General features: G+C 64.0%; 23 protein-coding genes and 2 pseudogenes. 10 read left to right on the top strand and 15 right to left on the bottom strand.

What is annotated here, in order from left to right:
• Positions 1 to 2 precede the first annotated feature (2 nt).
• The 8 genes from NK1_RS11590 to NK1_RS11555 all read right to left on the bottom strand — a co-directional run bounded on the left by NK1_RS11590 (position 3) and on the right by NK1_RS11555 (position 7,244).
• Positions 3 to 1,175, bottom strand: coding sequence for a DUF3500 domain-containing protein (locus NK1_RS11590; RefSeq protein ID WP_063008536.1), 1,173 nt, complete (start codon positions 1,173 to 1,175; stop codon positions 3 to 5).
• Positions 1,165 to 2,265, bottom strand: a complete 1,101-nt coding sequence (locus NK1_RS11585) for a zinc-dependent alcohol dehydrogenase (protein ID WP_063008535.1) — start codon at positions 2,263 to 2,265, stop codon at positions 1,165 to 1,167. Before NK1_RS11585 ends, NK1_RS11590 begins: the two co-directional genes overlap by 11 nt.
• Positions 2,255 to 2,500, bottom strand: coding sequence for a hypothetical protein (locus NK1_RS34970; RefSeq protein WP_063008534.1), 246 nt, complete (start codon positions 2,498 to 2,500; stop codon positions 2,255 to 2,257). Before NK1_RS34970 ends, NK1_RS11585 begins: the two co-directional genes overlap by 11 nt.
• Before the next feature lie 13 nt (positions 2,501 to 2,513).
• Positions 2,514 to 4,088: an FAD-dependent oxidoreductase gene (locus tag NK1_RS11575; RefSeq protein ID WP_063008533.1), complete on the bottom strand. Its 1,575-nt coding sequence runs from the start codon at positions 4,086 to 4,088 to the stop codon at positions 2,514 to 2,516.
• Positions 4,085 to 4,978 (bottom strand): alpha/beta fold hydrolase, encoded by an 894-nt coding sequence (locus NK1_RS11570; RefSeq protein WP_063008532.1) that lies wholly within the window; start codon positions 4,976 to 4,978, stop codon positions 4,085 to 4,087. Before NK1_RS11570 ends, NK1_RS11575 begins: the two co-directional genes overlap by 4 nt.
• A complete protein-coding gene (locus NK1_RS11565; RefSeq protein ID WP_063008531.1) occupies positions 4,975 to 5,823 on the bottom strand; it encodes an alpha/beta fold hydrolase in 849 nt (282 codons plus the stop codon). The genes NK1_RS11570 and NK1_RS11565 overlap by 4 nt, the downstream gene beginning before the upstream one ends.
• 225 nt (positions 5,824 to 6,048) lie before the next feature.
• Positions 6,049 to 6,468, bottom strand: coding sequence for a hypothetical protein (locus NK1_RS35670; RefSeq protein ID WP_245660450.1), 420 nt, complete (start codon positions 6,466 to 6,468; stop codon positions 6,049 to 6,051).
• A gap of 179 nt (positions 6,469 to 6,647) precedes the next feature.
• The gene (locus NK1_RS11555; protein WP_167354253.1) at positions 6,648 to 7,244 is read right to left on the bottom strand and encodes a TetR/AcrR family transcriptional regulator; all 597 of its coding nucleotides are present in this window, start codon (positions 7,242 to 7,244) and stop codon (positions 6,648 to 6,650) included.
• 327 nt (positions 7,245 to 7,571) lie between these two features.
• Here NK1_RS11555 and NK1_RS11550 point away from each other — a divergent pair, with 327 nt between their 5' ends.
• Both NK1_RS11550 and NK1_RS11545 read left to right on the top strand, forming a co-directional pair.
• Complete coding sequence (locus NK1_RS11550; RefSeq protein WP_063008528.1) at positions 7,572 to 8,093, top strand: flavin reductase family protein; 522 nt, start codon at positions 7,572 to 7,574, stop codon at positions 8,091 to 8,093.
• 86 nt (positions 8,094 to 8,179) lie between these two features.
• Complete coding sequence (locus NK1_RS11545) at positions 8,180 to 9,376, top strand: acyl-CoA dehydrogenase family protein (RefSeq protein ID WP_063008527.1); 1,197 nt, start codon at positions 8,180 to 8,182, stop codon at positions 9,374 to 9,376.
• A gap of 33 nt (positions 9,377 to 9,409) precedes the next feature.
• Here NK1_RS11545 and NK1_RS11540 read toward each other — a convergent pair whose 3' ends face one another.
• Both NK1_RS11540 and NK1_RS11535 read right to left on the bottom strand, forming a co-directional pair.
• Complete coding sequence (locus NK1_RS11540) at positions 9,410 to 10,162, bottom strand: class I SAM-dependent methyltransferase (RefSeq protein ID WP_245660457.1); 753 nt, start codon at positions 10,160 to 10,162, stop codon at positions 9,410 to 9,412.
• A gap of 111 nt (positions 10,163 to 10,273) precedes the next feature.
• Entirely contained in the window at positions 10,274 to 10,708 is a 435-nt protein-coding gene (locus NK1_RS11535) for a type II toxin-antitoxin system Rv0910 family toxin (RefSeq protein WP_063008526.1), read from the bottom strand.
• A gap of 190 nt (positions 10,709 to 10,898) precedes the next feature.
• Here NK1_RS11535 and NK1_RS11530 point away from each other — a divergent pair, with 190 nt between their 5' ends.
• Positions 10,899 to 11,498, top strand: coding sequence for a TetR/AcrR family transcriptional regulator (locus tag NK1_RS11530; protein WP_063008525.1), 600 nt, complete (start codon positions 10,899 to 10,901; stop codon positions 11,496 to 11,498).
• On the opposite strand, the gene NK1_RS35665 is transcribed toward NK1_RS11530, so the two are convergent.
• Positions 11,449 to 11,652 carry an MMPL family transporter gene (locus NK1_RS35665; RefSeq protein WP_245660449.1) on the bottom strand — a complete coding sequence of 68 codons (204 nt, stop codon included), beginning with the start codon at positions 11,650 to 11,652 and terminating at the stop codon, positions 11,449 to 11,451. The genes NK1_RS11530 and NK1_RS35665 overlap by 50 nt on opposite strands.
• 57 nt (positions 11,653 to 11,709) lie before the next feature.
• Between NK1_RS35665 and NK1_RS35660 the strand changes: the two are divergent.
• Together NK1_RS35660 and NK1_RS36205 are read left to right on the top strand one after the other, a co-directional pair.
• Positions 11,710 to 11,892, top strand: a pseudogene (locus tag NK1_RS35660) (transposase); the annotation flags it as partial.
• Between the two features lie 25 nt (positions 11,893 to 11,917).
• Positions 11,918 to 12,106 (top strand): annotated as a pseudogene (locus tag NK1_RS36205) (transposase); the annotation flags it as partial.
• Positions 12,107 to 12,292: 186 nt separating this feature from the next.
• Here NK1_RS36205 and NK1_RS35365 read toward each other — a convergent pair.
• The 3 genes from NK1_RS35365 to NK1_RS11505 form a co-directional block, all read right to left on the bottom strand.
• Positions 12,293 to 12,601 carry an FAD-dependent oxidoreductase gene (locus tag NK1_RS35365; protein ID WP_063008522.1) on the bottom strand — a complete coding sequence of 103 codons (309 nt, stop codon included), beginning with the start codon at positions 12,599 to 12,601 and terminating at the stop codon, positions 12,293 to 12,295.
• 112 nt (positions 12,602 to 12,713) lie between these two features.
• Positions 12,714 to 13,310, bottom strand: coding sequence for a YceI family protein (locus NK1_RS11510; protein ID WP_084460783.1), 597 nt, complete (start codon positions 13,308 to 13,310; stop codon positions 12,714 to 12,716).
• Positions 13,311 to 13,606: 296 nt separating this feature from the next.
• Entirely contained in the window at positions 13,607 to 13,999 is a 393-nt protein-coding gene (locus NK1_RS11505; RefSeq protein WP_063008520.1) for a hypothetical protein, read from the bottom strand.
• Between the two features lie 45 nt (positions 14,000 to 14,044).
• Between NK1_RS11505 and NK1_RS11500 the strand changes: the two genes are divergently transcribed.
• The 3 genes from NK1_RS11500 to NK1_RS11490 all read left to right on the top strand — a co-directional run bounded on the left by NK1_RS11500 (position 14,045) and on the right by NK1_RS11490 (position 16,723).
• On the top strand, positions 14,045 to 15,388 hold the full coding sequence (locus tag NK1_RS11500; RefSeq protein ID WP_245660448.1) for an amidohydrolase family protein: 1,344 nt from the start codon (positions 14,045 to 14,047) through the stop codon (positions 15,386 to 15,388).
• 152 nt (positions 15,389 to 15,540) lie between these two features.
• On the top strand, positions 15,541 to 15,894 hold the full coding sequence (locus tag NK1_RS11495; RefSeq protein WP_063008519.1) for a PucC family protein: 354 nt from the start codon (positions 15,541 to 15,543) through the stop codon (positions 15,892 to 15,894).
• Positions 15,895 to 16,024: 130 nt separating this feature from the next.
• Positions 16,025 to 16,723 carry a TetR/AcrR family transcriptional regulator gene (locus tag NK1_RS11490; protein WP_063008518.1) on the top strand — a complete coding sequence of 233 codons (699 nt, stop codon included), beginning with the start codon at positions 16,025 to 16,027 and terminating at the stop codon, positions 16,721 to 16,723.
• Positions 16,724 to 16,763: 40 nt separating this feature from the next.
• Here the strand turns inward: NK1_RS11490 and NK1_RS11485 are convergent, their stop codons facing one another.
• Positions 16,764 to 17,339: an ABC transporter permease gene (locus NK1_RS11485; protein ID WP_157104220.1), complete on the bottom strand. Its 576-nt coding sequence runs from the start codon at positions 17,337 to 17,339 to the stop codon at positions 16,764 to 16,766.
• 846 nt (positions 17,340 to 18,185) lie between these two features.
• On the opposite strand from NK1_RS11485, the gene NK1_RS11480 reads away from it, so the two are divergent.
• The gene (locus NK1_RS11480) at positions 18,186 to 19,265 is read left to right on the top strand and encodes an MCE family protein (protein WP_063008516.1); all 1,080 of its coding nucleotides are present in this window, start codon (positions 18,186 to 18,188) and stop codon (positions 19,263 to 19,265) included.
• Positions 19,266 to 20,048: 783 nt separating this feature from the next.
• Positions 20,049 to 21,099: amidohydrolase family protein (locus tag NK1_RS34415; protein WP_157104219.1), on the top strand; the 1,051-nt coding region annotated here is incomplete at its 3' end.

Raw genomic sequence — 21,099 nt, 5'->3', positions numbered from 1 at the left:
TCTCAGTGGGAGTGGTTCATTCGGTGTTCGGCAAGAGCGTCGAATCCGAAGTCAGCGGACAGATCCCGCCATACGGCGTGCGCGTGATTGGCCCGGCGCTGCGTGTTGTCGTACTCGATGAGCAGATCCGGGCCTTGTATCCGGTAGTAGTGCGGATCATCGGATGCCATGCCTCCCGCCCACCCGAACCACGTGACGTCAAGGACCGCAGCGGTGGTGTAGCGCGCGGCATGCAGCTCTGCCAGGGCGGTCGGCGCGCGGCCGGTGTACAGCGCGATCAATCGGCGGAGTTCGTCCCGTTGCGCGGAATCGAGGCTTCGTGCGCAGATTCCTTTGGGCGGCACCGTGATTGCCAGCGCCGCGTGATCCGCCTCGGTGTATCCGCTCGCCGCTTCCGCACGGCGATCGATGTCATCGACGAGTTTGTTCAGCGCGGGTTCGGCGAACTGGCCGCGCCACAGGTCCTGCATATGCATCATGTTGTCGCCGTTGGACACCCGGGCCCGGTTGCCGGACACGATGTCGGAGATGGCCGACTCGTGCAGTACGGCATGCTCGCGCTGTTCGGCGGTGAAGGACCGCGCCAGATTCCTTGCCACCTCCTCGATCCCGCCGAGCGGCCGCAGCGGTGAGCCACCCAGCAGCGCCGTGCTCGCGGGGTCGGCGCCGATGAAGCACGGGGTCGTCGACACGAGACAGCCGTCGACGATGAGGTAGTTGAGCGAGATGTGATGGCCGCCGAAGCGCCAACCCCACACCGAGTCGCCCGGCGTGCCGAACAGCCTGATCCAGTACAGCTCCGGATCGCGCCCTCGCTCCCGAGCCCAATCTGCCTGCCAGCCTTCGACTCGGTCCAGGATGTTCTCCAGACCGACCACGGTGGCGACGGTGGCGTACCCCGCCTCGGACAACCCGGACGCGACCAGTTTCATCGCCAGCCTCTGCTGGGCCGCGGACTGATCACGCAGTGCCAGCCCGCCGTGATCGGTCGGGGTGTAATACCACCGCACTCGTTCCGCGTCGGCTGCGGCGACCAGCGGGGAATCGAAGAGCGCGGCGGAACGCTGGCGGTCGGTCAGGGTGTCCAGCCACGCCGTGACGGCGGTGGCCATCACGGCGGCGACTGCCCGCCGCGGTCCGGTCTCGGCAGCCTGCGTGGGTACTTCACCGATCATGGGCCGCGTCCTGGTCGTCGGACACATCCAGCATCACCTTGATGGCATCGCCGCGGCGTTCGGCGTAGGTGTCGAACGCTTCACCGATGTCGGCCAGCGGGAAATGGTGTGTCACAAGTGCGTTGGTGTTCAGTCTCCCCCGGCTCGCCAGGGAGACGGCCCGCGCCACGGAACCTGTCCCTTCGCCACGGACCGTTTGCAGCGAAATGCCGTTCATAACGGCATGATTGAGGTCGGCCGTCACCGGCTGTTCGAAAAAGCCCACCAGCACAACCTTTCCGGAGCGTTTGGCCATCCGGATCGCTTGATCGACCGCGGGCGCGGCGCCCGAGCACTCGAGGACGATATCGGCGCCGCGCCCGCCGGTAAGGTCGCGCACGGCGGCCACGGCGTCATCGACACGCGAGTTGAGCACCGAGTCGGCGCCGAACTGCTTGCCGAGGTCCAATCGGCTCGCCCGCGTACCTACCAGGGCGATCGGTTCCGCGCCGAGTTCACGTGCCACCTGGACTGCCAGCAGTCCGATGGGTCCGGGGCCGATCACGGCGACACTCGCGCCGACAACGAGGGAACCGAGCGCATCGAAGGCGTGCATGACCGAGCCGACCGTGGTGAGGATGACCGCCGCGTCGAAATCGACGGTCTCCGGCAGCAGATGCAGCGTGGAAACATGATTGACGACGTATTCGGCGAATCCGCCGTTGACCGTCATGCCCTGTGTCCGATGGCCTTTGTTCAGCTTGCCGTAGTTCAGGCAGTCGGTATAGGCCCCGGACAGGCAGTTGACGCAGCGCATACACCCGCGGTGTGCCTCGGTCACCACTCGATCGCCGACCATGAACTCGTCGACGCTGCTGCCCACCGCGACTACAACACCCGCGTATTCGTGTCCGGGGACGAAGGCTTTCGACGGCGGGCGGTCGCCGCCGAAGAATTTCTGACTTCGAATTTTCAGGTCCGAGCCGCACAGCGATGCGCGGCGGACCTGGACCAGGACGTCGTCCGGGCCGACCTCGGGGACGGGCAACCGCGTCGTGGTGATCGTCCCCGGCTCGCCGAGTACCGCGGCCAACATCGTTTCAGGGGGCATCTGCGCCCTTTCTGGTGAAGTTCGGAATACGCACGGAATTCGGCAGGCACGGCTGGGAGAACAGACCCTGGCACGGCATGGCCGGATAGCTCTGGTCCACGCGATCATCGACTGCGACGGTGCGGGCCCAGCCTCCCTCGACGGCCTCCCGCGCGAAGGTGATGGCAGCCTCGTGGGAGGCAAGGAAATGCAATGGTGAACCGGTGCCGAAATCGACGGTCAGGTGCCACGACATTGCATTTCCAAGGTCAAACTGTCGGCACGGCAGGAATTTCGACGGCGGGCGACATCAACGCGGCCTGGGCACTGACGATGTCCCCCATGTCGGTCGTGGCGATGGAGGCGACGTATCCATCGGGCCGGATCAACAGCAGAGTGGGGTCGGTGACGCCATACGCGCGAGCGAACGACGCGGCGATATCGGCAAGCACCACATCGGTATTCGCGTCTTCCCCGCTATCGATGGCGATCTTCTTCAGCCCCGCGCCCGCAGTGGGCCAGGACATAGCCGCCAGTTCCTCGACCGCCGCGCGGCCGTAGGCGATCGCGGTGAAGTGCGCTCCGGCGAATAGCTCGAAAAGGCGTCGCGCGCCGCCGTTCGCGTCCAGCAGTTTCGCGTCCGGAGCGCGGTCGCCGACGTGCAGCGTCGCGGTATGTTCGGCGCCGGCCGCCGCCAGAGGGCCGCCCCGGTAGTTCAGGGCGAGCTGGCGTTCGTCGTTGCCGCGCTTGATCGCCGACGGGTCGAGCTTGGACAGGCCCTCGTACTTCTTGGTCGCCAAACCCAGGACCCCGGCGGCGATCGGTTGCCGCTCGGCCTCATAGGTGTCGAGCAGAGCCTCCGGTGCGCCCGCGAGCACCTGGCCGAGCTTCCAGCCCAGGTTGTAGGCGTCTTGCAGGCCGGTGTTGAGTCCTTGCGCACCCGCGGGCGGGTGCACATGAGCGGCGTCGCCGGCGATGAACACCCGTCCTGACCGGTAGTGCTCCGCGAGGCGAATGTTGGGGCGGAACACCGATTTCCAGCCGATGTCCGACAGCCGCAGTTTCCTGTCCCCGGTCTGCTTACGGAAGCGCGCGTTCAGGCTCTCCTCGTCGAGCGTGGGCTCCTCGCCGCGGTTCAGGCGAATCATCACCTGAAACCGATCGGAGTGCGGCAGCGGGCACGCGCCGACGAATCGGCCACCGGGCCGCGGCCATACATGCCACCGGTCTCGGGAAAGGCCGTCGACCGCGGCGTCGACGATGATCATTCGATCGGCTTCGTCGGTCGAGCCCTCGAAGCCGACGTCGGCGGCCCGACGAACCATGCTCGCGCCTCCGTCGGCGGCGACAAGGTAGCGAGCACTGATCTCGGTGACACCGCCGGGGCTCGCGATGGTGGCCACCACCGCATCCGGGTGTTGGTCGAATCCGAGAAATTCACACTCGGTTTCGACGTCCACTCCCCTGCGCTGCAATCCGGCGCGCAGGGCGGCGTCGGTGCGGAACTGCGGAATCAGCCACGTATTCGGGTACGGCACATCGGATGTCGTGTCGTTGCGGGACACCATGTGCCAGGGAATCGTCAGCGGGCCGGCGTGGATGCCCAGGGGCGGGTAGATGGCTCCGCCGGCGAGGATGTCGTCGAGGACGCCGAGGTCCTCGAGGACTTCCAGGCTGCGCGGCTGAATTCCCTTGGCGCGCGAGCCGTCGAAGGCGTCGGCGGCCTTGTCGATGATCCGCACCGTCACGCCGCGGCGGACCAGGTCGATCGCCAAGGCGGTGCCGGTCGGGCCGCCGCCGACGACGAGGACGTCGACTGTTTCGGTCTTCGGCTTGGTGTTCATCGTGACGACTCTTTCCTCGCATTGACGAATGCGGTGATCCGGAGACACATCTCGGCGGGTTCTTCGAAGGGCACCATGTGCCCGCACGGGGAGACGATGTGTGACTCGACCGGTGCCAACAGCGCGGTCACCTCGTCGAAGCTCGTGATCGGGGTGACCGTGTCCTCGTCGCCCCACAGCAACAATTTCGGGATCGGTGAGCGCCCGGTCTGCCGGTAGAGCGCTTGGCGCCCGCCCAGGGGGAAGTCGGCGATCGTGGCGGCCAGGGCGTAGATCGATCCTTCGAATCGGTAGGACTCGCGCACCATCGCCGTGAGTTCCGCGGACCGCTCGGGGTCGCGCACGTTGTGGGACAGATGCCGGTCGAGCATCTTGCTGCCCAGCTTCTTCGCCAGGAAGGTGCCCGCCGTCTCGTTGCGCAGCACGGCGGCGAAGGCGGGCGCGGGCTGCAGCCCGGCCGGACCGGCCAAGGTCAAGGTGGCGACCTGGGCGGTGTGCTGCTGGGCGAAAGCCATTGCCACCAAAGCACCCATCGACGCTCCGACGAGGTGGAAAGGTCTGACCAGGTCCAGACGCTGGGTCAGATCGGCGAGTTGCCCGACCAGCAGGGCCTCGTCATAGGTGGCCTGGACGCGGTCGGAATAGCCGCGGCCGTAGGGGCTGTAGGTGAGTGTCCGGAACCCGCGCGCATGCAGTTCGCTCACCAGCTGATCCCAATAGAACAGCGGGGTTGTCAGACTGCCCGCACAGACGACGACCTCGCCGTCTTCGGGGCCTGTCAGCTCGTAATGTGTTATACCGGCACTGCATTCGAGGAAATTACCGCGCAGTTCCGCACGGGTGAGTTGATCGACGCGGCGGGTTTCGCCGCGCACCACGAAATACTTCATCGTCGGCTCCTTTTCGGCGCGACCGGCTCGGCGGGCAGAAAGTTCCGCAGCGCACTCGCCACCCATTCCGGATCCTCGTCGGGAAGCAGATGACCACCGCTGGGGTGCACTCGTTCGAGGCTGCCGGGGATATCGCGGCCGAAATGCTGTCCGTCGATCGACGCGCTGCGCAGCACCAGCGTGGGTACCGTGATGGCCGGGATCTCGGCGGTGCGGTCGATCTGTTCGGTATTGGCAAAGTCAATGAACGCCTGCTGGTTGCCCGGCCGGGTCAACATCGCGTGGACTCGGTCCACCATCGCGTCGTCCACCACCGACTTGCGAGATCCCACGGCCGATACCAGATTTCGTTCGGTGGCCGATCGCGACGATAGCCGACGGATCAGCTCGCGACCGATCGGGTTGCGGGCCAGGCGCAGAGCCAGCGGCAACGACTTGCCCGGATAGCCGGTGGCGTTGATCAGTACGAGGCGGTCCACGCGGTGCGGGTAGTCCAACGTGAAGTTCCAGGCGATATTGCCGCCCAGCGAATTGCCCACCACCGACGCCTTGGCGACGCCGATCGAGTCCAGGAATGCGGCCACCGTCTCGGTGAAGGCCGCGATCCGGTAGTCCCGGTCGCCGCGTGGACCGGTGAGACCGAAGCCGGGCAGGTCCGGACGGATCACATCGAACGCGGGCAAACCCGCGGCCACCCGGTCGAAGCAGTGCAGCGAGGATCCGCTGCCGTGTAGAAGCAGCACCGGAGCTCCGGCGCCAGCGCGCTTGTAGTGGATATTGCGGCCCTCGACGATCGCGTAGCGCGAATCGGGGTCGATGTAATCCTCGGCTGCTCGTCTACTCATAATGGATACAGTGTTGCCGATATGCAGATGGAGGTCAAGTGAAATCGGCAACGTCGTGACCGATATGCCGATCGAGTGTCCAGCCCTGCCGTCACTCCAACGACGAACGTGTGACCATCCGTCCCCGGGTGCGTAGACCGGAGCCGACGGTCTCGGAGAAGTTCGCGCGCACGAGCCGCAAAGCGGACGAGTCACACTGTGCCCCAGAGGAATTAGATGGCAGAGTCACAACAGTCGATCGTTCGCTCGCGACGGGTCGCTCGGGTGTCCCAGTGCGCACAGCACCTGCTGGGCCAGGGTCTCGATCGATTCGGTCGTCACCGCGGCGGGGTTGCGCTGTGAGGTTCGCAGCAGCGCCCAGACGACTTCGCCCAGGAGATCCAGGGCGGCCTCGACGTCGTGGACGCAAAAGCACCCCGTCGAAATCCCCGCATGGATGCCGAACGACAGGCGCGAGCGGATGCCTGGATGCTCGAGCACGCGGTATCGCGCGACCACGACAATCGCGGCGGTGCCGGGATCGGCGAGGCCGATCGCTACGAGTGCACCTATTTGCGCCCGGACGTACTCGGCGGGCTCGTCTATGCCGGCGACAGCGTCGTCGAGGATGCGGGCGAGCCCATCGACCACCTCGGCAACAACCACGGCGAACAGTTCGTCCTCGCAGGCGAAGTGGTTGTAGAAGGATCCGGTCGCGACACCTGCGTTGCGCGCCAGATCGGCGATGCCGAGCCGCGCGGCCCGGCCGCTGACAAGAGCCTGTCGCCCGGTCAGAAACGTCGTTGCCGTTATCGTTTTCGCTGCTCCGACTACCCCGGAGCTAGTCAGGAAGCAGAGTATTCGTCCAGCAATGGTCGGAGCGTCGTCTCGACATCGAGCGTGGGGTCGAGCGCGGCAGCCGAGCGCAATGCCGAGGCAGCCAGGTGCATCAGGCATTCGACGACGACGTCGACATCGAAGGGTTCGTCGTTCTGGAGCCAGTAGGCGGCGGCCTCGTCGATCGCGCCGACGACCGACCGGATCATCATGCGCAGAGCCTTGTTCTGCGGGTCCATCCCAAGCAGCGATATCCAGCCCTCGATGGTCTGCCACCGGCCGGCCTCGAGCACTTCCCACGCCTCGGGATCGGCACCCCGGCCGCCCAGCACCAAGCGCAACGCGAGACCGCGATGCGCGGCCAGGTACCGGAATTGCGCGGTGAACGCTCCCCGAATCTGCTCGACGGGCGATACGCCGGGACGCATGACATGGGTCTGCAAGATGCGATCGGACGTCTCCCGTATCGCCTCCATGTAGATGCCGCGCTTGTTGCCGAAGTAATGGAACAGCAACCCGTGCGCCGCCCCGGCGGCCTGACAAATATCCGCCACGGCCACTTCGTCGTAACTGCGCTCGGCGAACAGCTCGACCGCGGCATCCACCAAACGCTGCCGCGTTTCAGCGGCCTGTGCGGCGCGCGAACTCGGTCGGCCCACCTTGGTCGTCTCAGTCATCGCACCCTTCCCTCACCGGTCCATCTACCCGATAGTGCCCTCGCGACCAGGCAGAAACAAGTTGATTTCAAGTCATTGACATGAAATCAACGAAATGGTTACGCTGCTCGGCAAGGCCGGGAAGTGGCCTGGCTCACCCGCCCACCGCCGCGGTATCGCAACCCACGTGTCGCGTGCTGCCGCGCAAACCGGGGGCGGATCGCGCGAAGGGACGCCCACAAGCGGTCCCGCGCGACAAAGATCAGGAGTTGTTCGATGAACAAAAGCTTCGAGACCGACGTCTCGCCGACCTCTTTGACAGCGCCCAGCGGCCCGGACCACCTGCGCCTCACCTTCGGCTGCTTCCCCACCGGAGTGATCGCTGTCTGCGCCGAGCGGTATGGGCGACCCGTTGGCATGCTGGTCAGCTCGTTCACCTCGGTGTCGTTGGACCCCGCGCTCGTATCGATCTGCATCATGAACAGCTCGCGGACCTGGGCGGCGTTACGCGAGGCGCCCCGACTAGGGCTCAGCATCCTCGGCGACGAGCAGGAGTCGATGTGTCGGCAATTGGCATCCCGCGCGGCCGACCGGTTCGCCGGTGTCGAATACGAACGCACCGCCCAAGGCGCCGTGTTGGTACCCGGTGCGACGGCATGGCTGGACTGCGCGCCGCACGAGGAGTTTCGCGCGGGTGATCACACGATCGTCGTGCTCGCCATCCGCGGCATCCGAGCGCAGCCCGGTGCACACCCCTTGGTCTTCCACGGCTCACGATATCGCCGACTCGTCGCGTGACAGCCGACCTGAATCACACTGTGACACATCATTTTTCACACAACGCACCACCGAATTCCGACCATCACGAGCATTTTGGAGCACCCATGACCGCCGTAGAGAACAACCGGACCGAGACCACCGAGGATGTGCTGGCGCGCATCAAGGATTCAGCTCCGCTGATTCGAAAGAATGCCGCCGACGGCGAATCGGCCCGACGCGTCTCCGACGAGACGATCGACGCGCTGAAGCAAGCCGGAGCGTTTCGAATGCTGGTGCCGCGACGCCTGGGCGGGCTCGAGTCCAGCTCGCGGGCATTGCTGGATGTCACGTCGGCGATCGCCGAGGCCGACGGCGGTGCGGCATGGGTTGTCATGCTTTCCAACACCAATGCCTGGCTGGCCGCGCTCAAGGGCGGCAGCGACCTCGAGGAGATGTACGCCGCGAGCCCGGATCTGATAGTCGCCGGTGTGCTGGCGCCGTCCGGGAAGGTCCGCAAGGTCCCCGGCGGCTACCGGGTGAGCGGGCGCTGGCCCTACGCTTCGGCCAGCTTGCACGCCGACTGGGCCACCAACGGGGCGCTCCTGGTCGACGATGACGATCAGGTGCTCGACCAGGTCGCGATCGCCGTTCCCCGCGCGGACTTCCGGGTCGAGGACACCTGGTACGTCGCGGGTATGCGCGCGTCCGGCAGCAATACCGTCGTCGTCGAAGACGCGTTCGTTCCCGAAAGCCGGGTTGTCCCGCTCGTTCCGATCCTGATGGGCGAGTACATCTCCGAACATCCCGAGGCGCCGCTCTACCGATCGGCCATGACCTCGTTCCTGAACGTCGCGGTCCTGGGACCGCAACTGGGCCTCGGTCGCGCGGCGCTGGAGCTGGTTCGCACCAAGGCGGCGGAGAAGGCGTTGGCGTACACCACGATCACCCGGCAAGCGGACTCCGTCGCGTTCCAATTGCTCGTCGCCGAGGCCGCGATGAAGATCGAAACCGCGCACCTGCACGCCTATCGAGCGGCTGACGATATCCAGGCCCACGCCGAAGCCGGCGTCTATCCGGAGCTCGTCGACCGCGCACGGATTCGAGGGGATGTCGCGATCGCGCTGCGCAGCATCAACGAGGCGTTGACCATCCTGCTCGACGCCCACGGGGCCGGAGCGTTCGCCGAAGTCAATGCCATGCAGCGGATTTGGCGCGATTCCAATATCGCCGCCCGGCACGCGGTGACCTTGCCCCAGGTTTCGATGGAAACCTACGGCAAGGCCTTGCTCGGCATTTCCGAGCACATCACCCCGCTTATCTGAGTGCCCGTAACAATTTTGCCGGGGGCGTGCGTGTCACGCCCCCGGCGTTGTGGCCTCCGGCCGCGAGAACAAGACCGTGGTCGCCGGAGGCCCGAACCGCGCCTTCGACGGCTGGAATTCGATGCGCATCCGCGGATGGGCGGCGCGACCGAGAGCCTCGAACGCCGAATCACTGTAGGCGCGCAATCCGCTGATCACGGCATCGTGCACGAACGGGCGGACCGCCGGGGCCAGCATTGCCGCTGCCAGTAGGGGGAAACCCAGAATCGGCCCCAGCGCGAGCCCCGTCGGCGACTGCCGCTTGATATCGATGACCAGAAATTGCTTTCCCACCCGGGTCGCTTCAGCGATCGCCTTATAGGCGATCGCGGGCGGCAGGTGATGAAACGACATCGCGAACACGACGAGGTCGTAGCTGTCGTCCGGGGCGGCTATCGTGGTCGCGTCGATCACCTGCGTCCGCACCCGCGGATGCGTACCCAACTCCCCCGCGGCGATATTGGCGACCGAAGTGGGATCCAGGTCGCTCACCGTCACCGTGGCCGTGGGGTGGTACTCCACGATTTTCGCCGACAGCTTCCCGTGGCCCGCACCGATCTCGAGGATGCGCGGCGCCGGTATGTCGGCCACCACCTGCAATGCCGCACGCGCGTTCTTCTCGTGCATCCGGCCCAGGGTCCCCAGCCGATCGAGACTCGTGATGACCTTCTGCTTCAGCTCGTCCGGGACGTCGTAGCGATCGGTGTACTCCAATACATCGCGGTCGCCGATTGTCTGCCCGCACAAAGGCTCGAAGACGAGTTCGCCTTCGGCCTGGACATGATCATCGAAGGGCTCGCCCTTCACCACGACACCGAGTCGCAGTGACTCGGCCGTCGCCGAGCGAAGCCACCGATATCAGGAGATCAGCGCTCCGGCCTTCTTCAGCGACTTGTTCAGCGCGCTGACGATGGAACCCTTGAAGATCGCCCCCATCGGGCCGTCGATCATTCCACCGTTGATGCTCACCCGCAGGTCTACATGGGTGGCCTGACCGTCGTCTCGACGAAGGCGGATGTCGAGGGCGAGCGTGACGCCCACCGGCGTCGTGCCACCCATGGTGATCGATCGGGGCACATCGACCTTTTCGAAGGTCCAGTCGATGGTGACCGGCATATTCATGACGTTGGCGGCCGCCGTGGCCGTCTCACCCTCGGTGATCCGATCGGACACAGGCGTCTTCCATGACTTGTGAATGGCCAGCCATTCGCCCCATCGCGCAGGGTTGCCGATGACTTCCCAGACTTGATCGGGTTGAGCTTGGAAACTGGCGGTGGTCTCAACGGTGCGCATCAACTTCTCCTAGCCTGCACAGATATTTCGGCTACAGCGTAGCCGGAATAGCCCACTTTCGGCAACGGTGTAGCCGAAATGCATCGCCGGGTGGATATCGGAGACATTGGTGCGGCCCGCCCCTGACGACCGCTGCGGAGCTCGACGACTATCGTCGAGTACAGAACCGTACTATTCCCGAGGAGTCGCGGTGCCCGAGCTCGAACGCATTCGCCGACCTCGCATGACCCCCGCCCGCGAGTACGAGTTGCTGAGCGCGGCGCTGGACCTGTTGCGCGAGGTCGGCTATGAGGCGATGACCATGGATACCCTTGCGACGCAGGCACATTGCAGCAAGGCAACCCTGTATCGCATGTGGCCGACCAAGCCGGAACTGATCGCCGCGGCACTTCGCCTCACCGGACCGACCGATGCGCAGGACATCGACACCGGAAGCCTGCGGGGCGATTTGGTGGCCATGACCGACCGGTTCGCACCGCGGGCGCAGCAGGACACGGCGCTGATCGCCGCCCTCGATCACGCCGTGCTCACCAACCCCGACCTGGCGGCGACGCTTCGGTCCGTCATACTCGAGCCCGACACGGCCGTTCTGGGGCGCTTTCTCGATCGGGCCGTCGAACGAGGAGAACTGCGCGAACAGCATCCCGGCGCAGACCTGTTGTCCCACTTGTTCTTCGCCGTCTTCGTCACCCGGCCGATCTTCGACGGTTCGCTGGCCGATACCGACTACATGATCCGACTCATCGACGAGCTGGTCCTGCCTGCATTCCAGGCGCCACTGCACACGTAGCACGATCGCCGCCGAGCACCACACCCACCGCGAGAGTGAATGCGATCGGCTTGACAATCGGATTGTCGACCCAGATGAAGGCCACGAAAACCGCAAACATGATGAGCGCCGCGGCGGTCACCACCCTGGCCGAATGCGCGGCACCGTTCTGCACCGAGGTGATGGCCTGCCCGGTGCGGCTGTATTCCTCTTTGATGCTCGAATACGGGCCAGGCCGAAGACGGTGTTGGCCGAGACGACCGGGCCGGTGCCGATCGAGGTTCCCCGCGACCGCGATGGCAGCTTCGAACCGCAGATCGCGAAGAAGCGGCAACGCCGGTTGACCGGGGTCGACGAGATCGTGCTATCGCTGTATGCGAAAGGCCTGACCACTGGGGAGATCTCGATGAGGTTCCCCGCTTTCTCCGAGAGCTCTGAGTGTGGTCCGACAGGGCCGGAAGGAGTCATTCGTAGCAGCACCGAAGAAGTACCCCGATGAGTTGAAAGCGCGGGCCGTGCGGCTGTATCGGGAGTCGGATCCCAAACCGACGATCCGGAAGTTGGCCGAGCAGCTCGGGGTGCATCACGAGGCGTTGCGGAACTGGATCCGCCAGGCCGAGACCGATGCCGGCGAACGCGACGACAGGCCGACCACCGACATGCTCGCCGAGAACCGCGCGTTGAAGCACCACTCCGGCGCCGGATCTGGTGGAGCGCAACTTCACCGCCACCGAACCGAACCGGTTGCGGGTGGCCGATGCCACCCCCATTCGGTGCGGTCAGGGCGCGTTCTGGCTGGCCGCGGTGCGCGAACATCATCGCTCTACCTGTTCGGTGTCGGCCAACAGGTCGATCTCACCCAATCGCGGGCTGCTCAGATCGGAGTACCACCGGATCGTGGCGATTTCCTCGGGTGGCGGCGCCAGTGCAGCGATCCGCCCGGCGAGTTCCGGGGAGGCGTGATGCCAGATTTCCTGAGAGCGGGCGTTCAAAATAGTCGCAGCCGGGTGGTTCAACACTTCGGTGCGGCGTTCCAGAACTGTGCTGGGGATACCGTAGCGGGACAGTAGCAGGGCCAGGGTACAGCCGGTCGAGCCCGCGCCGACGATGGTCACCTCGGGCATGCGGACGTTTCGATTTTGCTCGCCTCGTATCCTGTCTGCTGAGCCATTCCGGGCCGGCGGGGTGATCTGAGGCATCTTTGTTCTTCCAGTCCTCTGGGGCAGCACTCGGTGTTTACTTCGCGCCGAGGTCGCGTACACCGTCGGTACGGATCGGCGGCATCGTGAGCGGTGTGGGCGGCGGTGTACGGGCAGGGTGGAGGCGGCCTCGGGCCACGAGGGCGACATCGGGGCGGACAACACCGAATCGCGGCCCGATGCCGTACGCAGACAAATCGATTCGCACAGCCGTAGCGGCGACGAGCCCGGGGCCTTCCCGTGTGAGCGAGACATCGAGTTGCATCTCGGCGGTGGTGTCGCGAACGGTAAGCAGCCCTTGCACCTCGAGCCTCATGCGGCGCTGATCGATGACGCGGCCATGAAACAAAATCACCGGATGGTTTCGCGTGTCCAAGAATTCGCGGCCGCACAGATGGCGGTCCCGCATCGCCATACCGGTCGTGACACTGTCGGCACGAACTGCCACCAGTACCACTGCGGTCCCATCTGGATGCCAGACAATCGATCCCGTCGCTTGCCCGAAGCTGCCGGAGACCGGCAGCAGACCCCAGAGACCGCGGGCGGAAAACCTGATGTCCGCGCTGACCGGGTCGAGCTGCCAGGCACCTGCCCTGTCCGTTGTTCCGTTTCGGAAAGGATCGCCGGTATCCACGCCGCCCTCCTATCCACCGAATTCGGTTCTGAGATCCACCAGCAATATCGGTAACACTGTATCCGTTATCATTGGCGAGGTCAACGGCGCGAATCACAGGGAGAAGCTTCTCCATAATTACCGATCGCAACCAAGCCGCCCCGGCGGTGCTCCCACGGGCTCGGCTCACGAGCGATTCGGTCGTCTATGGCAGCCGCACTGATTCCGACCGCCGCGAGCGCCCGCGTCAAGTGCTTGGGCAATCCAGAACGGATCGTTGGGTGTAGCCGCTGGCCGCCTCCGCCCGCCGGTCGATGTCATCGGCAAGTTGGTTCAAGGCGGGATCCGAGAAGCTGCCCCGCCACCACTCCTGCATATGCGTCATCGTGTCGCCGGGTCGGACCCGGGCTCGGTTGCCGGAGACGGATGTCCGAAATCGCGGACGCATGAAACAGCGCGACTCTGCCGCGCTCCGCATCCAAGGACGTGATCAGATTTCGGGCGATGTCCTCGATTCCGGCGAGCGGCCTGAGCGGAGAACCACCCAGCAGCACGGTGCTCGCCGGGTCGGCGCCGATGAGCATGGCAGCCCGGTGAGTTTTCCACCCCTCGACCCGGTCCAGGACGTTCTCGAGACCCATCACGGTCGCGACGGTGGCGTACCCGGCCTCGGAAAGCCCCGAAGCTTCGCGGCGAAGCAGTGTTGACACCCGCCATAATATCGGCGACACTGTTACCTATATTAGGAGGTGGTCATGACATCCGAAGGCCGGATGCTTCTCCGGGGCGGAATCGTCCTCACGATGGACGACACGGTGGGCGATCATCAATGCGCCGACGTCCTCATCGAGAATGGCGAAATCGTCCGCGTCGGAGTGGATCTCACGACCGACGCAGTTACGGTCGACTGCACGGGACAGATCGTGCTCCCCGGCTTCGTGAACTCCCACCATCACATGTTCCAGACCGCGTTGCGTTCATACTGGTCCGACGGGCTCGAATCCGATTATTTCCTCCAGTCCAGGTTCGGCGAGGAAGCTCTTTTCCACCGATATACGCCCGAGGACGTCTACTGGGGCGAGTTCGGCGGCGCTCTCGAGAATCTTGCCGCGGGCACAACGACAGTCGTCGACACCTCCCAATGCTCATATACGCCCGAACACTCCGACGCCGCACTGGAAGCAATCCGACGATCCGGGATCCGGTGTGTATTCAGCTTCTCGCCGGCTATGGGGGATCACGAGCCCGATCCTTCGTACGCTCACCCTGCAGACATTCATCGACTGCTCGAGAAGTTCGGCACGACCGAAGACGAGTCTCTCCTACGGCTGGCATTGGGCTATCACGTCGATGAGGACCTCTTCGAATTGGCCCGCGAGCTCGGCATTCCCGTGTTCGCTCACGTCAATGACGTCAATTGGGGTCGAGCGCTCGAGCAGTTCGAACAGGAGGGCCTACTCGGACCCTGGATCACCTATATCCACTGTCTGGATCTCGCAGATTCCACGTGGCACGCCATCAAGCGAACCGGCGGAAAGGTGTCGGTCTCCACCATCGCCGAACAATCCCTGGCAATGGGCGAGCCCGCATTACAGGCGGCCCTCAGCCACGGGATTCCGGTGAGCTTCGGAACCGATGCCGTGAGCATCGGCCCGGTCGACTTCTTTTCGCAAATGCGCGCAGCATATGCGTTGCAGCGCAGCAATATTCAAGCCGCCGCACGGCGCGGGACGGCGCCGATCGAAGCCGTCGGCGTGCGTGACATTCTCCGAATGGCCACACTCGGAGGAGCCGAGGCAGCGCATATCGACCATCTCGTCGGCTCCCTGACACCGGGCAAGCGCGCGGATGTCGTTGTATTGAACACGCGGGCACTCAATGCCGGGCCGGTGAACCACGCGCCCGGATCGGTTGTTCAGCTGATGGATACGAGCAACGTCGACACGGTGATCGTGGACGGGCGTGTCGTCAAGCGGCGCGGCCAACTGCTCGGCGTGGATGTGGACCACGTTCTGGAGAAGCTCGAGCGTTCTGCAGCCGATCTGATCGGCCGATCCGGAGTGGCCGACATTCTACTCAAAGGCTGTCGGCAACGATGACCTCGTCGAAGCTCGGATAAGCCGAACTCCGACGGTACGACATTCCTCGCGTACAGTTCCGCTCGGCACGGGTCGAGTTTTCATGGATACACCCCCGAGTTCGGTCGCTGGTCCGACATTCTCGGACGCCGCCCCGGAATCAGTCCCTGCATGTGCACAACAAGGCTGCTGCCGGCGTCGTGGTCTCCCTCGTTTTCGCCTCGTCCTCGGTCGCCCAGAGACTCACCCGGAGTTTGACCGCCTCAGCGGCTCTGGTCTCAGGGTGCACCGCGCTGGTGCTCAGCGCTGTCCTGATCGCGGTGGCGCTGGACACCGAGTCTGTGCCAACCTTCGTCGTCGCCGCAGTGGTCGCGGGCATCGGCCAAGGCATGAGTTTCAACAAGGGCCATGGAGCGGTAGTCGACAGCGCCCCGTCAGGGCAGAGCGGCGAGATCTCGTCCGCCTATTTCGTGGTGGCCTACGTCGGGGTGTCCTTGCCCGTCGTGGGTCTAGGGTTCGCTGCCTAGCACTGGAGTATGTCGAGTATCGGTAACGTTTTCGGCGCGACCGTCAGCGGCCTGGCGATGGTTTCGCCAATCGGCACGATGCTGGCCGGTCGGTCACGTACCTTGCCCTCGGATCCGGGAGAATGAGCGAATGGGTACCAGTAAATCCGAGCGCGACGGAACTCCCGCGCGCCGTTCCCCCGGGCGTCCCCGGGTGCCTTTCGACAAGATCGTCACCGCCGCACTGCAACTTGTGGACGACGAAGGCGCACAAGCCTTGTCGATGCGCACGCTGGCGCAACGCATGGAGACCAGTACCGCTGTGCTGTATCGGGCTTTCAGCAACCGGGCCGAGCTGGTGGGTCACGTTGTCGACTGGGTGTTCGGCGAGGTCGATTTCGATACGACCGAGGGCAGTTGGCAGGATATGGCCCGGTCCGCCGCGCAGGCTATCTTCGACGCGCTCTACAGTCATCGCGGCATCGCGCCGCTGCTGATCGAGCAGGTCCCGGTCGGCTCGAATGCGCTCGCCCTCCGCGAACGCGTACTCGCGGTACTGCTGGAGAACAACTTTTCACCCGCGGCAGCGTCCCGCGCCTACGCCGTGATCGCGCGGTACACCTTGGGATTCGCGGCGCAGCTGCGTCAACCCGAGGCCGAGGAGTCCGAGGCGAAACGACTCAGCTCGCTGTTTCATGGGCTCGATATCTCCCAATTTCCCGCCACCATTGCCGTTGCCGACGTCCTGCCCCTCCAGACCTTGGAGGAAGAGTTCCGCTTCGGTCTGGAGATGATTATCGATGGTTTGGCCCGCCTACGCGATGCGGCCGAGCCGGCACGCAAAGTGTGAGGGTGACAATCCCGAAGCCGAGCACTACCGACAGATCTTCCTACATCGCGGTAGTGGGCTGCGGAAAGGTGCCGACCTCGGCCATCGCCGATACCGCGTATCGCAGCGGCGTCACATCACTCGCGGCCCGCAGCGGAGCCGCCATCTGCTCACGCGGCCAGATCAGCCCGCACAGCAGCACCTGAGGAAAAACCACCATCGGCGCGAATTGCAGCGCCTCGAATTCGGAACGTGCGAACGCGCTGGTGAACAGGCCGGCACAGGAGCCAAGGATGGCCGTGGCAACTGCCAGGACCAGCACCGTCGGCACGGCACCTTGACTCCGCAGACCGAGCAGGCCAAAGGCAACAACGGTCGCCACACACGCCTGCACGACGGCCGAGGTAGCGAATGCGACCGCATAGCCGAACAACAGATCCAGCTTGTGAAACGGGGTGCTCAGCAGACGTTCCAGGGTGCCGCTCACCCCTTCCCGCAGCATGGTCTTTCCAGAACCGCTCGGGCCGAGTAGTCCGATCACGGTGCCAGGACAAACCGTGAAACTCATACCGTTCACTACCGGACGGCGACCACGGTGGACTACTAGCCCTGACACCTCGACGGCAGGCACGGTCACTTCGAATCTCCCTGTGTCATCGACATTTTCGGCGATACCGCGCTGGCTTCGATGTCGAGTTCCCCTCCGCCCGGGAAGCTCAGTGCGATCCGGACCGGAAGATGGATGCCGTACACCTAGACCCAGATTGTCAAGGCGGCGTCACTTCGAACCGAGGGCATCAGCGCTGTGAGGATGCCGGCCGGCAGTGGCAGGCGCGTCGCACCCGGACGTGCGGTATATAGCGATCCACCGGTCTCGATGAAACGGACCGTGCGGTCCTGTGCAGTCATCCCCCGGTTGACACATGCAGATAGATCTGTCCAAGTATGGCATCGGGTATCGTTCCGGTGCCGCCCGTACCGATGTCGGCATCGCGACCCGAGGGAGCCTCATCCCCCCTCCCGAGCCCCCGCCCACGCCGCGCACTGTCCAGCAGTCGGACCACGATCGCGCCACACTTCCGCGGTAAGGATGGGCGACAGCCATCGACGCCGCGACCGAAACATAGTCACCGCCGGCTTGACCGCTACGGAGACAGCCAAGCCGCCGAAATCTGCGTCCGGCGACTCGAGAGCTTCGAGCGCATACACATCACGAGCGACGTCCGGCGAATGGTCTATTGCGCCGGGGCGCGCACCAGGTCTCCAGCGGATCCCGACCTCCAGGGCTACGAGTGACCCACACTCCGAACGATCCGGAAGCCGGCGCCGGCGACATCAGACAACGAGCTGTAACGGCAACAGAGTCGTTGAACCGCACCCAGAAGGGAACTATTTCGGTTACGCTGTGTCCGTTATTTTCGATGAGCCGTTGTCGCCCGCGAGGCGATAGCAACGATGCCCGTTTCTGCCTGGAGATTCACCGATGATTTCCCCCATTCGCGCTGCGTTCAGCACGCTGATCAGTCTCGCCGCCGTGGCGATGAGCAGCTGCTCGTCGATACCCAACCCCATGGCGCAGCCTGTCCACATCACGGCCGACTTTCGCAATATCGCCGGAGTCTTCGAGGGCAACCCGATCACGGTGCTCGGTCTCGAAGTCGGCAAAGTGGACAAAATCGTCCCGCATAGTGAATACATCGAAGTCCACATGAGTGTCGACCGCGAGGTCCAGATTCCGAAAGACGTTACCGCGGCGCTGATTTCGCCCTCGATCGTGACCGACCGACACATCGAGCTGACCCCCCGTTACACAGGCGGCCCTACCTTGCCGGACAATGCCCACCTGACCGTCGAGCACACCCGCACACCGGTAGAGATGGACACACTCATAAAAACGATCGACCAGTTCGCCGCAGCATTGAAACCGAAACCGGGCAGTGCCGTCGGCCCGCTGTCAGGAACGACACTCTACGATATGGTCGACGGCCAGGGCGAGAAAATCCGCGACACTCTCAACGCTTTGTCCGGAGCACTGAAGCTGGGGGTGAACGACAAAGACGCGATGTCGAACATCATTGTCAAGCTGAACGAGCTGACCTCGATGCTGGCCGACAACGACCAGTCGGTGCGCACCTTCAGTGACCAAATGACTCAGCTGTCTCGATTGCTGGCCGAGCAAGCTCCCGGGTTGCAGGCCACATTGACTCAGATGAACAGTTTCCTGGCCAATACCAGCAGTACCTTCGGTCAATATCAGGATCAGCTGGCGAGCACCTTGACTCGGCTGACAACCGTAACCAATCAATTGCGCGAGAACGCAGCCGGCGTCACAGAAGTCGTGGACGTCGCGCCGTTGCTGCTGCAAAATATCGACGCCTCGATGGATCGCAATGGACAGTATTTTCGATCACACGTCGTCTTGGGCGTGCCCATGACCGGCGAGGTGGTGAGCCTGTTTTGTCAGCGCATCCAAATGCGCGCCGATGGCTGCCGAACAGGCAAGCTGGAGGACTTCGGGCCGGACCTGGGCTTGACAGCAGCGTTGCTAGGGCTCACCAAATGATCGGAGACGGAACAGCACATTCGGCGCGGGTTCATGCCGCGAGCTCCGACTGGGCCGGGCCCCTGTCGGCAAAAGCCGCCGCTTCACGATTACGGGCCGAGAAACAACCGCTCACACGGCAGACGAGGAAGTACCGAGCAGTGGCCTTCGGCATTTTCGCGTATCAATTCGATCGCGTACCAATTTCTCAGACACCAATCGTGAATGAGATTGCGTGCCGCGGCCGCGGTGGCCAGGTAATCGAAGGCCGTGGTGCCCAGCCAGATTCGCACGTGCACATCATTCTCGAACAGAAACCATGGTTCATGATGCATAGGCGAAAAGTCCGATGGAGTCGAGCATGTAGACCTGATTCCAGCGGCGCCTGTCGGCGCAGCCAAGCAGCATAGCGTGCGCGTTTCGCCGGTGATCCGCACCCACTTCCGGATAACGGCAACACCGTATCCGATAAATAGCTGGTCGTCAAGGCGATTAGATTCACCTCCCGCCCGCGGGATCCACCCCGTTCGCGAGACCGATCGGAACGCCTTGGACAGCAACCCAGCGGCGGGATCTCGAGCTACGCGACTGCTCGACAACAACTCTGCAATCGATCGGAAAGTAGTTGCGCCGCATTGACCGCCACGCCGGGACACGGTGAACATTCCACCGCCTGCGAGCTTCTCGCCACCCGTCGCAAACTCGACAATTCGGTGACATGTCGCCGAAACGAGTTGCCCAAGTCTGCAATATCGGTTACACTGTTGCCTATACTGCGATGGCTCTCACATCTGAGGTGAACGCATGTCCCGCACAGTGATTCGGGGCGCTCGAGTCGTGACGATGACGCCTGGCCGCCCTGATTGTGAGTACATCGATCTACTGATCGACAATGCTCACATAGTCGAGCTCGGCGCCGGCCTGCCGGGCGAGGGCGCAGAGGTTATCGATATGACCGGACGGATCATTGTGCCCGGCCTGGTCAATACTCACCTGCATACATGGCAGACCGCACTGCGCTCGACCGGGGCCGACAGCCGTTCGCTCGGCCATCTGATGAACGTTCACGGCTACACGGCCGACCGCTTCAGAGCCGATGATCTCCGGATCGGCGCGCTGACCGGTGCGCTGAATCAAATCAATTGCGGGACAACAAGTATAGGCGACTGCTGTCATAACAATCCGACTCCCGAACACACCGATGCTGCCATCCAAGGCCTCATCGAATCGGGTATCAGGGCAGTGTTCATGCACGGTACGCCGAAACGCCCACCGGATGTGCCGCACTCCCGATCGGAGATCGAGCGACTGCTCAGTGGTCCGCTCTCCGATCGCGAGGCGTTGGTTCGTCCCGGTATGGCGATCAATGGGCCGGACTATTCCGATCCGATAGTCGCACTCATGGACTTCAGGTTGGCCGCCGAGCACAATTTGATGGTGTCGATGCATCTGGCCGGTGGATCGGCAACGGAGGCGGAGGGATGGGAGGCGATTGATTGGGCCGGATTGTTCAGCCCAAGAACCAATATCGTGCACGGCGCAGGGTTGACTCATGCTAGGCTTCGCCGACTCGTCGACTATGGCGCCAGCTTTACCTGCATCCGCGAGAAGGAGCTGGGGCAGCACCACAGCCATTCAATCCTCGGACGTCTGTTGAAACTCAGCGCTGCGCCGTCACTGGCGACCGACAACGAATGCGTCGTCTTCCGCGATATTCTTGACGTAACTCGGATGTCTGTGGCGCACCAGGGAATTCACGAGCGAGATGCTTCTCGTGCGGCCGCCGGAGTGCGCGGGCAAGTTCCACTCGTGTCGGCCGGCACAAGCAAACAAGCACTGAGTTGGGCGACTGTGT

The organism is Nocardia kruczakiae NBRC 101016 (genome assembly GCF_001612965.1).
Lineage (GTDB): Bacteria > Actinomycetota > Actinomycetes > Mycobacteriales > Mycobacteriaceae > Nocardia > Nocardia kruczakiae.
Note: the sequence above shows the minus strand (reverse complement) of the source record. Positions and strands in the feature narration are given on the sequence as shown.